Origin of the sequence: Actinosynnema pretiosum, from assembly GCF_024171695.1 — a bacterium.
GTDB classification, from domain to species: domain Bacteria; phylum Actinomycetota; class Actinomycetes; order Mycobacteriales; family Pseudonocardiaceae; genus Actinosynnema; species Actinosynnema pretiosum.
The window spans coordinates 394,878-409,675 of sequence record NZ_JAMTCF010000004.1 but is presented as its reverse complement, the minus strand read 5'-3'; the positions used below and the strand labels follow the sequence as shown (position 1 = coordinate 409,675).

Sequence of the window (14,798 nt, the reverse complement as noted above, 5' to 3'; positions counted from 1 at the left end):
CGGGACCCCTCGCCGGTTCACCGGGAGGGGTCCCGCGCCGCGCGGTCTCAGGCGTCGACCTGGGAGCGGTCGCCGGACCAGAGGGTGTGGAACGAGCCCTCGCGGTCGGTCCTGCGGTAGGTGTGGGCGCCGAAGAAGTCCCGCAGGCCCTGGATGAGGGAGGCGGGCAGGCGCTCGGAGCGCAGCGCGTCGTAGTAGGACAGCGCGGACACGAAGCCGGGCGCGGGCACCCCGGACTGGACGGCCTTCACCGCGACCCGCCGCCAGGCGTCCTCGGCGGTGCGCACGGCGTCGCGGAAGTAGTCGTCGGCGAGCAGGGTCTCCAGCTCGGGATCGCGGTCGTAGGCCTCCTTGATGCGGTCCAGGAAGCGGGCCCGGATGATGCAGCCGCCGCGCCAGATGGTGGCCGTGGAGCCGAGGTCGAGGTCCCAGCCGTACTCGGCGCTGGCGGCGCGCATCTGGTCGAAGCCCTGCGCGTACGCGACGACCTTGGAGGCGTAGAGCGCCTGGCGGACGTCCTCGACCAGCGAGTCGTCCTTGGCGGTCGCGACCTCGTTGGCGCCGAGCGCGGCGCGGGCGGCCTTGCGCTGGGACGCGCGGCCGGACAGCGAGCGGGCGAAGACGGCCTCGGCGATGCCGGTGACCGGGACGCCCAGTTCGAGGGCCTCCTGGACGGTCCAGCGGCCGGTGCCCTTCTGCTCGGCCTCGTCGGCGATGACGTCGACCAGCGCGGAGCCGGTGTCGGCGTCGACGTGGGCGAGCACCTCGGCGGTGATCTCGACCAGGTAGGACTCCAGGTCGCCGGTGTTCCAGCCCTTGAAGACCTCGGCCACCTCGGCGGGGGTCAGGCCGCCCGCGCGGTGCAGCAGGTCGAACGCCTCGGCGATGAGCTGCATGTCGGCGTACTCGATGCCGTTGTGCACCATCTTGACGAAGTGGCCCGCGCCGTCCGGCCCGACGTGCACGCAGCACGCCTCGCCGTTCACCTTGGCGGAGATGGCCTCCAGGACCGGGCCGACGTGCTCGTAGGACTCCTTGGACCCGCCGGGCATGATGCTGGGCCCGTTGAGCGCGCCCTCCTCGCCACCGGAGATGCCCGCGCCGACGAAGTGCAGGCCCGCCTCGCGCAGCGCGGCCTCGCGGCGCCGGGTGTCGGCGTAGTGCGCGTTGCCGCCGTCGATGACCATGTCACCGGGCTCCAGCAGGGGCGCCAGCTCGTCGATGACCGCGTCGGTGGGGACGCCCGCCTTCACCATGATGATGATCTGCCGGGGCTTCTGGAGGCTGCCGACCAGCTCTTCCAGGGTCTCGGCGGGGACGAACTCGCCCTCGTGCCCGTGCTCGGAGATCAGGGCCTTCGTGCGGGCGTTGGTGCGGTTGTGCACGGCGACGCGGAAGCCGTGCCGGGCGAGGTTGCGCGCCAGGTTGCTGCCCATGACGGCGAGCCCCGTGACGGCGATCCTCGCCGGTGCCTGGGAGGTGGTCATCTGTCCACCCTGCCCGCATTCGGGTCCGCGCGCACATATGTGACTACCCACACTTCGGACGGTCTCGGGCGGGAATTACCGGGCGGGTTCGTGAAACACGGGACGGTGAGCGGGTTTGCGCCGGTCGGGGGAATCGCGCGGGGGCGGGGCGGGGAACCCGAGGGGTGCGGACCGGATTCCGGGGAGTGGACCTCCGGGTCCGGTCTGCGTCGGCGTCGGACCCGGTGGGGACGGGCGCCCGCCACCACCGGGTCCCTGCCACCGAATCCCCGCCCCGCCGAGTCCCTACCCCACCGACCGGTAGGCCTCGATCGCGGCGACGAGGAGCGCCGGGTTCACCCCCAGCCGTTCGGCGAGTTCACCCACCAGCGGCGGCGGTGTCCCCACCACGTGCCGCTCAGCAGGGGGTGGTGGCTGCTCGGTGCCGCTCAGCAGGGACTCCGGGGTGCTCAGGGGGCTGAGCCGGTAGACGCGCCACTGCGGGATGGTCGACTCCAGCAGGACGAGCACCCGCCCCTCGCGCAGGAGCAGCACCGCCTTGTCGACGTCGCGGACCAGCACAGCGGACCGCTCCCCCGCCCTGGTGGACACCTGGGCGGCGGCGCGGCGGGGTTTGCGGAAACCGCCCTCGACCACCCAGACCCCCTCCCGGAGCCCGACGTCGAGCCCGATCCGCTCGCAAGCGGCGACGACCTCGGCGCTCGGGTCGTCCTCGACCGACTCGGCGCGGCTGATCACCGCGTCGACCTCGGACTCCGAGGCCACCCGCGCGTGCGGCTGCACCGGGCGGTGCAGGTACTCGGTCGCCAGCCCGCGATCGGCGAAGGCCGCCGACCCCCGCCCCGCTTCCCATGCGGCTTTCGCGATGACGTCGTGCGCGGCGCCCCCGTGGGGAGTCGCGTCCTGGAAGAGCAGGGCGAGGCAGACGGCGGTCAACGAGCACTGGTAGGAGACGGCCCGTCCCGGCAGGTCCGCGGTCTCCTCGTCGGTGGGGTCCAGCGCCCGCACGAGGTCGCGCACATCCGCGCGCCAGTCGTCGTCGACGCCCCAGACCCCCGCGGCCAGCAGGTCCAGGTAGATCAAGGTGACGGTCATCCGCAGCTCCAGCGGCGGCCGGGCGGGCCCGGTCACCGCCCTGACCCACCTCGCGGCCCATCTCCGGAACCTGTGGTGCTCGCTCTGCGGGATGCCGCGCTGCCCGGCCTCCTGGAACTGGCCCTCGTCCCCGTCCTCCTCGTCGGGCTGACCGTCGTCCGGGTCGACGCCGACCGCCCAGAGCTGGGCCCCACCGCCGGGCAGGCGCAGCGCGGCCGGGAACACCAGTCCGGTGAGCGAGTCCCCGAGGACTCCCTGCACGTGGTGCAACCAGGTGCCCCAGCGGTCCTCGGGCGAGAGCTCCTGCACCTCGTGCGATCGGGTCCTCAGGGCGGGCGCGCCCGTGGTCCGCGACTGGGCGACCTGGCCGAGCAGGCGCACCAGGTCGGCGTTGAAGCGCGCGGCCAGCACCGGGTCGGTGATGGTCGTGCCGAGGTCGTAGTCGCGGACCAGGCGTGGACGATCGGGTTCGTCCGAGCGGGGAAGGCACCTCACCGGGTCGGTCAGGTACACCTCCGAGGAGAAGACCTGCTCGCCGTCGACCTCGACTCGGGCGCGCACGACGCCGCCGAGCTGCTCGGGCGCGGGGAAGCGCAGCGCGGCGGGGACCTCCCCGGTCGGCAGCCAGGTGTGGAAGGCGAGCCAGGTACCCGGCGTCCCGTCCGGTGAGGACTCGATGGCGACCCGCTCGCCTGCGGTGGTGACCAGCTCGACGACCACGTGGTCCTCCTGCCTGCGGGCGCCCAGCAGGACCAGCACGACCGGCGGCTTGCCGCGCTCGGTGGCCGGGTGGGCGGCTGCCGGGGGCCTCGTGGTCGTGGACCACCCGGTGGGCAGGAGGCTGGTCGGCACGGGCAGCACGGCGACCAGCTCGCAGTTGCCGCCCTCGGCGGTGGCGCCGAGGAGCGCGGCGGCGGTGCAGTTCGCGCTGCCGACCAGCGCCGTGGTCACCTCGCCCTCGGACCACTCCACCAGTTTGCCGTGGTAGGTGCGCTCCTCGTCGAGCACCCGGTAGCGAACCGCCGACGCGGTCGTGGTGGCGCGCACGAGGGCCCCGGCGTCGTACCTGGACAGCCGGGGTTGCAGGGCGATGTCGATTCGGGCAGGGCGCACCCGGTCCACCAGGGCGCGCAACGCCGCGCCGCGCGGGTCGTAGAACGGTGAGCTGACGCGCAGGGCGTCGACGCGGGTTCCGGGCAGCTGGGAGAGGACGGAGCGCCGGAGGTTGCCGAAGATCCGCAGCTCGGGCAGTGATCCGTCGACCTCGTCGGGTCGCACGTGCCCACCGACGACGCGCACCGCGTCCGCGATCCAGGTGGGCATCCGGACCACGTCCGGCAGCTCGACCAGCCAGTCGGCGAGATCCCGCTGGGCGGCGGGGCCCCGGCGCGTGGAGGTGCTCAGGACCAGCCACAGCTCCATGTTGTGGCCCCAGCCGGACATGGTGGGGTTGCCGGACCCGACAGCGGCCACGACGTCCTCGTCGCCGACGAGCACGACGAGCTTGGGGTGGAACGCACCACCGCACGCCGCGTGCCCGTGCTGGTAGGACCGTCCCGCGTGGCGGACGTCGACCGGGTCGTGCAGCGACTGCCCGGCGTCACCGACGACGGTGACGCGGGCCCCCAGGGCGCGTGCGGTGGGCACGAAGTGGCGTTCGAGGAAGACGAGGTCGTGCGTGTAGCCCAGGACCAGCACCTCCCGCAGGCGGGCGCCGTCCGCGCGGTCGCGCCACTCGTGCAGCAGGGTGATCGGCGAGTGGAACCCGTGCCGCGCCTCGCTCATCGGGGCAGCTCCAGCACCTGGGCGCCGAGCTCGGTGACCCCGGTCCCGGCGAACAGCCCCAGCTGCGCGGCCATGGCCGAGAGCTGATCGATGCGGATGCCGACGTCGCCCGCCCCTTCCCGCTGGTCGGCGAAGTACCGGCCATCGCGCTCGTGCAGCCTGCTGAACAGGGTCATCCGCCCGTCCTGGCCGATCTTCAGCTTGCGGAGCGCGACCCGGCGGGACTGGGCGAGCATGTCGTCCACGAGCGCGCGGGCGAACTCCGCCAGCGGCCGGTCGGCGTGCTCGGCCTCCCGGTGCGCGACCCAGGTGGGGTCGAGGAACTGGCCCCGTCCCGACGAGCCGCGCCTGCGGCCGAGGAACGCGTCGAGGGCGCGGCCCCGCAGGTGGTCGAGGCGGCGCGCGCCCAGCAGCAGCATCGCCAGGTCCGCATCGGTCCGCTTCCACCACCCGAGGACCTCCTCCTCGGCGGGCAGCGGGTGGCCGGAGGCGGCGATCGAGGTGGGGAGGGTTCCGGCGAAGCCGCGCACCGTGGTCGCCGAGACCTCGGAGCTGATCCACTCGTGGAGGTCCTCGCGGGTGGCCGTGCCGCCCGCGTCGATGACCTGCTCCACGAGCGAGGCCCACAGCCGCCGCCAGGCGCCGACCGAGCGGTGCCGGAGCAGCACTCCGCGCCACGCCTCGGCGCGCTCCTCGCCTGCCAGGACCGGGTCGGTGTCGAGCGCGTCCCCGTAGGACAGGTAGGAGCGGAACGCGACTCCCGGCGACCAGGCCGGATCGCGCTGCACGGCCCGCGCGAGCAGGCGCAGCGTCGCGCGCCTGGTGCGGTCGTCGCCGCTCCAGTCCTCCGGCCGGTGACGCCCGTGGCGCGTCGCGGTGAAGAGGTCGACCAGCGGCGGGAGGTCGGGAGTCCCCTGCGACTCGATGGCCAGTGCGGCGAGCCCGTCGACCCCGGCGCCCGGATCGGCGCTCAGCACGAGGTCGAACACGGGCCGGAACATCCGGCGCACCGGGTCTGGGCAGCGGTGCCGACCGGGGCGGATCGTGCCCTCAGCGGTCTCCGCGATCCCCAGTGAGGCGCTGGCGCCGTTGTACTGGGACCAGAAGCCCCAGGGGCGCGGCGAGTAGGAGCGCGGACCGAGTTCGGCGAGGTTGGTGGTCCTGCCCTTGCCGCGCGCGGACTTGATCCGGTCCACCCCGTGCGCGAACAGCTGCCGGTCGTGGCCCGCCGAGACGAGCGCGAGCGCGACCTCCGAGCGGCGCAGCAGGGTTCGGCACTCCTCGGGGGTGAGGTCGTGCTCTTCGGAGTGATCGGCCAAGGCCCAGTAGAGCGAGTAGTAGCGGACCAACCGGGTCAGCGTGGACACACCGGGCACGAGCGTGTCCACCACGGCGAGCACCGGCGCCTCGACGAAGAGCGGGTAGCGGCCCCCTCGGCGGTCGAGCCCCGGATCGCCCCACAGGGGACCGGTCACCTCGGCGGGAATCATCCGACGCCCAACGAGTCGATCTTGACGGTGCGCACGTGGTTGCCATCGCCGCAAAAGCGATCTTCGTTATCAGCGGGGTCGGGTCTCCGGAGGCTCGTCCGTCAGGCGGGTCGCGTGGAGGCGGGCGCCCGGTTCGACGCCCACCCCACGCCCGTCTACCCCACCGACCGGTAGGCCTCACCGGCCGCGTTGGGGGCGCCGCCCGGCGCGTACAGACCGGTCCCCGGCTTGTCGGCGGGGAGCGCGAACCAGGCGTAGCGCTCCACCCACGGCAGGCCCTCCATCATCCGCGCCGACCCGCTCGCGAACGCCGCCAGCTCGCTCGCGCCCGGATACCGCGCCGCGCCGCCCGACCAGTCGATCAGCGAGTACTCGGTCACCCAGACGGGCAGCCCGTACCGCGCGTGCACCGCGTCCAGGTAGTTCTTCAGGTGGCCGACGGCGGCGGCGCTGAAGTCCGAGCCGTACCAGTGCAGGGTGATGAAGTCGACGCGCAGGCCGCGCTGCTTCGCGCCCGCCATGAACCGGTCGAGCCAGCCGCCCGCCTTGTCGCCGCTGTGGGCCACGGCCGGGCTGCCCAGGCGCATCCCGGTGGCCTGGAGCTGCGGCCACAGGTCGAGGGCCTGCTCGACGCTCATGTTCGACTGCTCGCCAAGGTCCGGCTCGTTGAAGCCGAGCAGCGTGCTCCCCTGGCCCTTCACGGCGGCCAGGTTCGCCGGGGTCACCGTCTTCGCGCCCCAGATCATCGGCACGAACTCGACGCCCTGCGGGATGGTCAGGTCCTCCCTGGTGGGCGCCCAGTTGTAGACCCAGCCCGCGCCGACGTCGCCGAGCGCCTTGCCGACGCCGTCGAAGTTCCAGGTGCTGACGCCCTTCTTCGCCGACGGCGCCGCGGGCGGCCTTGGCGCGGCGACGGCGGGCTGCGGCTGGGTCGTCGTGGTGGTCGGGGCGGGACTGCTGCCGGAGCTGGGCGCGGTGGTCGTGGTGGGGGCGGCCGAGGACGCGGGCAGCGGTTCGGTGGTGAACGCCGGGGGGAGGGTCAGCTCGGCGGCGAGCGGGGGCGGCTCGTCGGCGGGCAGCGCCATCGGGGCCACCACGGCGGCCGTCGCGACCGCCGCCACCGCCGTCGCGACCACCAGGGGCTTGGCGGCGACCTGCGCCCAGAAGCCCTTCTTCGCGCTGCTCACCGCCTTGAGGGACTTGGCCGTGCCCGCGTGCCCGGAACCGTGCCCCGCGCCCTGCCCGGCCAGCGCCTCGCCCACGCCCCCGGCCGCGCCCCACGACGCCGGGTCCAGCGCGAACGGCACCGGCACCAGCGGCAACCGCGCCACCAGGCCGTCCACCGCCGCCAGGTCGTCGAACGCCGCGGCGCACCGGTCGCACTCACGCGCGTGCCGCATGACCCGCTTGCGCCACAGCGCGCCGGGCTGCCCGTCCCAGTCCCCCACCACGTGCGCCAGCTCCCCGCACCGGGGCGTGGCCGCGAGCACCCGCACGACCACCCGCGACGCGTCCAGCTGCGCCTTCATCCGCTGCACCCGCACCGCCGCGTGCTGCGCGCTGATCCCGACCGCCTCGACCAGCTCGGCGCGGGTGATCCGGCCGACCGCCTCCATCCACCACAGCGACAGCAGCTCCCGCTCCTCCTCGCCGAGCCAGCGGGTCGCGGCCACCACCTCCCGCCGCTGCCCGGTCAGGTGGAGCTTGGTGAGGGCGAGGTCGACGAAGTCCGCGCCGGGGTCGGCCCGGTCGGCCAGCGACCGCTCGTCCACGGGCAGCGGCAACCGCCGCCGGTGCCGCTCGCGGACCTGGTTCATGGCGATGACCAGCAGCCACGACCGGAACGCGGCCGGGTCGCGCAGCTCGCCGAGCGAGTCGACGGCGCGCAGCATGGTCTCCTGGACGACGTCGTCGGTGTCCGGGTGGCCGCCCAGCGCGTGCCCGACGACGTTGTACACCAGCGGCAGGTAGGCCGCGACCAGCTCGTCGAGGGCGCCGTCCTCGCCGCGCTGCGCCGCGACGACCGTCGCCGCGCCGGGCTCGTGCGGTGTCCGCATCCCAATCCTCCTGGCAGTGGTCGGTTCCGCTCAGGAGACGGCGGGCCGGGGCCACGATAACCAGAACCTCCCCCTAGGTTTGGCCGCCATGGACGCAGAGGAGTTCCGCCGGGTGGGCCACGAGGTGATCGACTGGATCGCCGACTACCGATCCCGCCTGGAGTCGCTGCCGGTGCTGGCCCAGGTGGAGCCCGGATGGGTGCGCGAGCGGCTGCCCGAGGAGCTGCCCGAGGAGCCGGAGCCGTTCGACGCGGTGCTCGCCGACGTGGACCGGGTGGTGGTGCCCGCGACGACGCACTGGCAGCACCCGTCGTTCTTCGCGTACTTCCCGGCGAACGCGTCGCTGCCGTCGGTGCTCGGCGACCTGGTCTCCACCGGGCTCGGCGTGCAGGGGATGCTGTGGGCCACCTCGCCCGCGTGCACCGAGCTGGAGCAGGTGCTGATGGACCAGCTCGTGGCGGCGATGGGCCTGCCCAGGTCGTTCCTCGGCGGCGGGGTCATCCAGGACACCGCGTCGTCGGCCGCGCTGGTCGCGCTGGTGGCGGCGTTGCAGCGGGCGTCGGGCGGGCGGTGGCGGGCGTCCGGGGTGGACGGGTCGGAGACGGTCTACGTGTCGTCGCAGACGCACTCGTCGCTGGCCAAGGCCGCCCGGATCGCCGGGCTGGGCGAGGAGGCGGTGCGCGCGGTGCCCACCGGTGACGACCTGGCGATGTCGCCGGAGGCGCTGGAGGCGGTGATCGCGGCGGACGTGGCGGCGGGCAGGCGGCCGGTGCTGGTGTGCGCGACCGTGGGCACCACCGGGACCGGCGCGGTCGACCCGGTGCGCGCGATCGGCGAGGTGTGCGCGCGGTCCGGGGTGTGGCTGCACGTGGACGCGGCGTGGGCGGGCGCGGCGGCGCTGTGCCCGGAGCACCGGGGGCTGCTGGACGGCCTCGAGCTGGCCGACTCGTACTGCGCGAACGCGCACAAGTGGCTGCTGACGGCGTTCGACGCGTCCCTGTTCTGGACGTCGCGGCCGGACGAGCTGGTGGACGCGCTGACGATCCTGCCCGAGTACCTGCGCAACCCGGCCACCGAGTCGGGCGCGGTCGTGGACTACCGCGACTGGCAGATCCCGCTCGGTAGGCGGTTCCGGGCGCTGAAGCTGTGGGCGGTGCTGCGGACCCACGGGCTGTCCGGGGTGCGGGCGCACCTGCGCGGGCACGTGGAGCTGGCGCGGCGGTTGGAGGGGTGGGTCGCGGCGGACCCGAGGTGGGAGGTGGTGACGCCCAGGACGCTGTCGCTGCTGGTCATCGCGGTGCGCGGGGACGAGGCGGCGACCAGGCGGGCGGTGGAGGCGGTGAACGCGGGCGGGGAGGCCTACCTGACGCACGCGGTGGTGGGCGGGCGGTACGTGGCCAGGGTGGCGATCGGGGCGGTGGGGACGGAGGAGCGGCACGTGCGGGCGCTGTGGGAGGCGCTGCGCGCGGCGGTGTGACGCGGCGTGGTGGCCGGGCTCCCGCCCCCCGTCACCGCCGCAGCAGCTCCGCCAGGTCGACCACCAGCGGGAACGGGCTCGCCAGCTCCACCTCGCCGCTGCCCGAGGCCACCCGCCGGTACTCGCCGTCGACGAGGGTGAACGCGGTCAGGCTCACCGGGTCGTCCAGCTCGATGATCCAGTAGTCCGGGATGCCCGCGTCGCGGTACTCGGCGAGCTTGGTGACCCGGTCCGTCCGCCCGGTCCCCGGCGACACGACCTCGACCGCGAGCAGCACGTCCTCGGCGTCGAACCGCACCGGCTCCTCGTCAAGGCGGGCGCTCGGCACGACGACCACGTCGGGCGCGCGCACGGTCGCGGGTCCGACCACCACGTCGGTCCGCAGGACCGCCGTGCGGCCGGGCGCGACGTCGAGGATGGTCGCCAACCGGGCGCAGGCCACCTGGTGCCGGGGCGCCGGCGGCGGGACCGGGACCAGCTCGCCCGCCACGAGCTCGTGCGCGCGGCAGACGTGCTCGGGCAGCGCGTCCCACCGCGCCAGCGCACCGGTCACTTGATGACCCGCAGCAGCCCCTCCTGCACCACCGTCGCCACCAGCTCCCCGTCCGCGCTGAAGAACCGCCCCGTCGCCAGCCCACGCGCGCCCGACGCCGAGGGCGAGGCGCAGTCGTACAGGAACCACTCGTCGGCCCGGAAGCGCCGGTGGAACCACATCGCGTGGTCGAGGCTCGCGCCCAGCACGTTGTCCGTGCCCCAGTACACCCCGTGCCTGACCAGGATCGAGTCCAGCAGCGTCATGTCCGACGCGTACGCCAGCACGCACACGTGCAGCAGGTCGTCGTCGGGGAGCTTGCCGTCCGCCCGCATCCACACCTGGCTGCGCGCCTCGGCGGGGCCGGTGTCGCGGGCCTTCCACGGCGGGGTGGTCACGTACCGCAGGTCGATCGGGCGCGGCAGTCGCGCCATCGCGCCCGCCTTGTCGAGGTAGCCCTCGGCGGCGGTGGCGTAGTCGGGCAGGGTGTCCGGCGCGGGGACGTCCGGCATCGGCTCCTGGTGGTCCATGCCGGGCTCTTCGCTCTGGAAGGACGCCGACAGGGAGAAGATGGCCTTGCCGCGCTGCACCGCCACCACCCGGCGGGTGGTGAACGAGCGGCCGTCGCGGATGCGGTCCACTTCGTACACGATCGGGATGCGCGGATCACCGGGGCGGATGAAGTACGAGTGCAGCGAGTGCACCCGGCGCTCCGGCGGGACGGTGCGCCCGGCGGCCACCAGCGCCTGCCCGGCCACCTGCCCGCCGAACACCCGCACGGGCGACTCCGCCGGGGACACCCCGCGGAAGATGTTCTCCTCGATGCGCTCCAGGTCGAGCAGCGCCACGAGGCGGTCGAGCACGGGCTGCCCGTGCGGCACGCCGTCGGTGTCCAGCGGCCCCTCGGTGGGGAAGCCGGCGGCAGCGGCGGCACGGGCAGCCTCGGTCACGTCATCTCCAGTGGTCAGGCGTGGTCTTCCTCGCCGAGCCGGTGGACCCGGATGAGGTTCGTCGACCCCACGGTACCGGGCGGGGAGCCCGCGACGACCACCATGAGGTCACCCGCCTGGTACCGCCCGATGGACAGCATCGACGCGTCCACCTGGCGGACCATCTCGTCGGTGGACTCCACCCTGGGCACCAGGAACGTCTCGGTCCCCCAGGTCAGCGACAGCTGGGCGCGCACGCTCTGCTCGGGCGTGAACGCGAGCAGCGGCAGGTGCGTGTGCAGGCGGGCGAGCCGCCGCACGGTGTCACCGGACTGGGTGAAGGCGACCAGCGCCTTCGCGTTGAGGCGCTCGCCGATGTCGCGGGCCGCGTAGGAGATCACGCCGCGCTTGGTGCGCGGGACGTGGGTCAGCGGCGGCACGGTCGTCGACTCGGTCTCGACGTGCTCGATGATCCGGCTCATCGTCTGGACCGTCTCGATGACGTAGCGGCCGACGCTGGTCTCGCCGGACAGCATCAGCGCGTCCGCGCCGTCGAGCACGGCGTTCGCCACGTCGGAGGCCTCCGCGCGGGTCGGCCGGGAGTTCGTGATCATCGAGTCGAGCATCTGGGTCGCCACGATGACCGGCTTGGCGTTCTCGCGGGCGATCTGGATGGCCCGCTTCTGCACCAGCGGCACGTACTCCAGGGGGAGCTCGACGCCCAGGTCGCCGCGGGCGACCATGACGCCGTCGAAGGCCAGGACGATGGCCTCCAGGTTGTCCACCGCTTCCGGCTTCTCGATCTTGGCGATCACCGGGAGGCGGCGGCTGCCCGACCGGTCCATGACCTGGTGGACCAGGTCGATGTCGGCGGGCGAGCGGACGAAGGACAGGGCGATGAAGTCCACGCCCAGGCTGAGGGCGAACTCCAGGTCCTCGATGTCCTTCTCGGACATGGCAGGGACGGAGACGTCCATGCCGGGCAGGGACAAGCCCTTGTTGTTGCTGACGGGGCCGCCTTCGGTGACCTCGCAGACGACGTCCGGACCGTCGACCTCGATCACGACGAGACCGACCTTGCCGTCGTCCACGAGCAGCCGGTCGCCGACCTTGGCGTCCTTGGCGAGCTCCTTGTAGGTGGTGGAGACCCGGTCGTGGGTGCCCTCGACGTCCTCGACGGTCACCCGCACGACGTCGCCCGTCCGCCACTCGACGGGACCGTGGGCGAAGCGCCCGAGCCTGATCTTGGGGCCCTGGAGGTCGGCGAGAACGCCCACCGCCCGACCCGAGGCCTCCGCCGCGGATCGCACCAGGTCGTAGACCTGCTTGTGATCTGCGTGGCTGCCGTGGCTGAAGTTCATCCTTGCCACGTCCATACCGGCCGCAACCAGCTCGTTGATCTTGTCAGCGGTAGCGGTGGCGGGGCCCAGGGTACAGACGATCTTCGCGCGTCGACTCACGTTCCAAGAGACTAGCCCTGCTGACTGGACCGATCAGGATGTACCCGGCGGTAATCCGCTCGAAACAGGGAAAATCCCCGGTGTGATGGCCAGATTCTTTCCGTTCGTGACCGCGCTGTTGCTCAGCGTCATCATTTTGTTCACCCCGGCGTCGGGCGTGCCCAGTTCACCGCCCGGAACGGACAAGGTCGTGCACGCCGCGCTGTTCGCGCTGCTCGCGCTCACCGCGCTGCACGCCAGGCTGCCGCGCGCGGCGGTGCTGGCGGGGCTGGTGGCGTACGCGGGGGCGTCCGAGGTGGCGCAGCACCTGCTGACCGGTCTGGGGCGGTCCGGGGACGTGGCGGACGCGGTGACGGATGTCGCAGGAATCGGGCTGGGGTGGCTGCTGCACCGGTGGCTGGCGCGTCGGGGCGGACGCGTTCGAGGGGGCGCGGGCGGGCGGCAGGCCTGATTCCCCCGCCGCCGGAAGACTTCCGGTCCCGGACGTTCCAGGGGTCGGGACGTCCGGGACCGGAGCGCTTTCCCGCGCTCAGCGCCGGAAGCCGACCTCGGTGACGCCGACGTGGTCGGCGCACCACTCGTTGAACGCCACCAGCTCGCGCCAGGCGCCGAGGACCCGGTCGAAGCACTCGCGCTCGTGCAGCACGTCGTCCGGCTCCCAGACCTTGCCGGTGTAGATCGAGCGGTGCTTGAGCAGCTCCAGCCGGGGGTGCTCGGGGTCGACCCCGCGCGGGGCGCGCTTGAGCCGGTTGCCCCTGACCTCCCAGCCGCCCGCGACGAGCTTGTCCAGGATCGCGCGCAGCTCCTCGCCCCGGCGCTCGTCGGCGGCGGACTCGCGGTAGCGCGCGAGCTGGTCGGACGCCATGGCGAACGACCCGCCGCCGACCATCAGCCCCTCGGGGCTGATCTGCACGTAGTAGGCCCCTCCACCGCGCCCGGACTCGACCACGCCGCCGCAGTGCGTCTTGTACGGCGTCTTGTCCTTGCTGAACCGGACGTCCCGGTGCGGCCGGAACACCTTCCCCGCCCCGAACTCCGCCTCCAGGTCGGCCAGCAGGGCGCGCATGGGGTCGCGGACGTCGGAGTGGTAGGTGTGCTTGTTGGCCTCCCAGTAGGCCTTGGAGTTGTCGGCCACGAGCCCGTCGAAGAAGTCGATCGCGTACTCACCGAACCCGCGGAATTCCATGGGTACAGCTTACTTCGCCGGTTCGGGTGGTTAGCGCAAACCCTCCGCGACGGGACGCGCACCACAGCCACCACCGAGCTAGCGAAACTTCACCCCATCGGGAACTTAGGACCCTCTGCATCTATTCCACATCAAAAGGATATGATCTGAATCACGCGAGCCAACACCCATGTTGTCCGCTCGACACCAGCGAAAAGCTCACACATTCATCGGAGGATCTCGACGTGAAGACTGCACGTGGCGGCGAGGGCGGCGACGGCGATGGCGACTGAGCCATCGCACTATCCACTTTCGAGCAATTCGCCTTCAGATGATCTGCAGGAGCACGCCTAGTTCGCGGTGCGCCACCACGTCGACGCCATCGACGTAGAAGCGCGTGCGCCCTTGCTCATCGGTCGCCCTGCCCAGGTGGAACCCGTCGTCGTGCTCGGCGAACCCGTGCGGTTCGCACACGGCGTCGACCCCCTCGGGCAGGGTGATCTGGTAGCGCGCGTAAGGCACCGGCCTGCTGAACCGGAACGTGAACTTGTCCGCTTTCCCCTCGCGCATCAACGGCATCGACTTGCCGGGCCAGTCGCACTCGACCACAACGGAGATCTCCTCACCGACGCGCGGCGGTTCCGGGAAGTGGATGACCAGGCGCAGCTTGCCGTCCTTAACCCACCGAACGGTGCGCTCCAGGTTCAGGCCGGGCCGATCCCCGATCATGAGCTTGCGCACCCGCAACCGCACCTTCCCCCGGTGCCGGGCGGGTTGCGGCCACCCGGAGCCGAAGGCCAGGCGCATGAACAGCATTCCACCGTCGATCACCTGAACCCGGACGGTGGTGGTGTCGAGCGAGTCACCCCTGCGGTTCAGGATGACCGAGGACTCCTCCCACTTGATGAAGCGGTACGGGAGCCCGTCACGATCCGCGAGCTCCTTCACGTAGCGCATGACGAGCCCGCGCTGCGAATCGACCTCGCGGCGCAGGAAACCGAGAGCACCGATCAGCAGCAGCACCGAGCACAGCGCCAGCAGCACCAGGGCCGCGACCGCAACCGCTCTCACCACCCCATCCCCGAGGACCAACCCGAGAATTGCGGACAGCAGCACGGCGCCGGCCACCGATTTGATCACCGGGCGCGCGTCCTCGCGCGCCAGGCAATCGTCGATCCGGGAGAGGAAGCCTTTGAGCACAAGAACCCCCGACGTTCCGTTTCATTCCACCGTGGAATCACGGTAACCAGTTCCGGGAGGTCCAAGCGGCCTATTCTTCACGGGCCGGAGTCCTGCCCACGGCCCTGGTGGCGCACCTCCG

The 14,798-nt window shown here is 72.7% G+C and carries 11 protein-coding genes; 2 read left to right on the top strand and 9 right to left on the bottom strand.

Annotation, left to right across the window (positions count from 1 at the left end):
* Positions 1-47: 47 nt before the first annotated feature.
* From gnd to LV78_RS10950, 4 genes are all read right to left on the bottom strand, one after another.
* The gene (gene gnd, locus LV78_RS10965) at positions 48-1,487 is read right to left on the bottom strand and encodes an NADP-dependent phosphogluconate dehydrogenase (RefSeq protein WP_253844753.1); all 1,440 of its coding nucleotides are present in this window, start codon (positions 1,485-1,487) and stop codon (positions 48-50) included.
* A 285-nt stretch (positions 1,488-1,772) separates the two neighbouring features.
* Complete coding sequence (locus LV78_RS10960) at positions 1,773-4,367, bottom strand: phospholipase D-like domain-containing protein (protein ID WP_253844751.1); 2,595 nt, start codon at positions 4,365-4,367, stop codon at positions 1,773-1,775.
* On the bottom strand, positions 4,364-5,842 hold the full coding sequence (locus LV78_RS10955; RefSeq protein ID WP_253844750.1) for a hypothetical protein: 1,479 nt from the start codon (positions 5,840-5,842) through the stop codon (positions 4,364-4,366). The genes LV78_RS10960 and LV78_RS10955 overlap by 4 nt, the downstream gene beginning before the upstream one ends.
* A 170-nt stretch (positions 5,843-6,012) precedes the next feature.
* Positions 6,013-7,914: a sigma-70 family RNA polymerase sigma factor gene (locus LV78_RS10950; RefSeq protein WP_253844748.1), complete on the bottom strand. Its 1,902-nt coding sequence runs from the start codon at positions 7,912-7,914 to the stop codon at positions 6,013-6,015.
* Positions 7,915-8,002: 88 nt separating this feature from the next.
* Between LV78_RS10950 and LV78_RS10945 the strand changes: the two genes are divergently transcribed.
* Complete coding sequence (locus LV78_RS10945; RefSeq protein ID WP_253844746.1) at positions 8,003-9,391, top strand: aminotransferase class V-fold PLP-dependent enzyme; 1,389 nt, start codon at positions 8,003-8,005, stop codon at positions 9,389-9,391.
* A gap of 31 nt (positions 9,392-9,422) precedes the next feature.
* Here the strand turns inward: LV78_RS10945 and LV78_RS10940 are convergent, their stop codons facing one another.
* The 3 genes from LV78_RS10940 to pyk are packed head-to-tail and all read right to left on the bottom strand — an operon-like array spanning position 9,423 to position 12,312.
* Positions 9,423-9,944 (bottom strand): Uma2 family endonuclease, encoded by a 522-nt coding sequence (locus LV78_RS10940; RefSeq protein ID WP_253844744.1) that lies wholly within the window; start codon positions 9,942-9,944, stop codon positions 9,423-9,425.
* A complete protein-coding gene (gene tesB / locus LV78_RS10935; protein WP_253844742.1) occupies positions 9,941-10,873 on the bottom strand; it encodes an acyl-CoA thioesterase II in 933 nt (310 codons plus the stop codon). The genes LV78_RS10940 and tesB overlap by 4 nt, the downstream gene beginning before the upstream one ends.
* Before the next feature lie 14 nt (positions 10,874-10,887).
* Positions 10,888-12,312: a pyruvate kinase gene (pyk, locus tag LV78_RS10930; RefSeq protein WP_096496398.1), complete on the bottom strand. Its 1,425-nt coding sequence runs from the start codon at positions 12,310-12,312 to the stop codon at positions 10,888-10,890.
* A gap of 106 nt (positions 12,313-12,418) precedes the next feature.
* Between pyk and LV78_RS10925 the strand changes: the two genes are divergently transcribed.
* Positions 12,419-12,763, top strand: coding sequence for a VanZ family protein (locus LV78_RS10925; RefSeq protein ID WP_253844740.1), 345 nt, complete (start codon positions 12,419-12,421; stop codon positions 12,761-12,763).
* Positions 12,764-12,841: 78 nt separating this feature from the next.
* On the opposite strand, the gene LV78_RS10920 is transcribed toward LV78_RS10925, so the two are convergent.
* Positions 12,842-13,498 carry a DUF2461 domain-containing protein gene (locus LV78_RS10920; protein ID WP_253844738.1) on the bottom strand — a complete coding sequence of 219 codons (657 nt, stop codon included), beginning with the start codon at positions 13,496-13,498 and terminating at the stop codon, positions 12,842-12,844.
* A 306-nt stretch (positions 13,499-13,804) separates the two neighbouring features.
* Positions 13,805-14,548 carry a hypothetical protein gene (locus LV78_RS10915; protein WP_253844736.1) on the bottom strand — a complete coding sequence of 248 codons (744 nt, stop codon included), beginning with the start codon at positions 14,546-14,548 and terminating at the stop codon, positions 13,805-13,807.
* Positions 14,549-14,798: the final 250 nt, after the last annotated feature.

Coding starts and splice junctions, on each gene's coding strand:
- LV78_RS10950 (WP_253844748.1), bottom strand. CDS start 7,914: ATGCGGACACCGCACGAGCCCGGCGCGGCGACGGTCGTCGCGGCGCAG.
- gnd (WP_253844753.1), bottom strand. CDS start 1,487: ATGACCACCTCCCAGGCACCGGCGAGGATCGCCGTCACGGGGCTCGCC.
- LV78_RS10960 (WP_253844751.1), bottom strand. CDS start 4,367: ATGAGCGAGGCGCGGCACGGGTTCCACTCGCCGATCACCCTGCTGCAC.
- LV78_RS10945 (WP_253844746.1), top strand. CDS start 8,003: ATGGACGCAGAGGAGTTCCGCCGGGTGGGCCACGAGGTGATCGACTGG.
- LV78_RS10920 (WP_253844738.1), bottom strand. CDS start 13,498: ATGGAATTCCGCGGGTTCGGTGAGTACGCGATCGACTTCTTCGACGGG.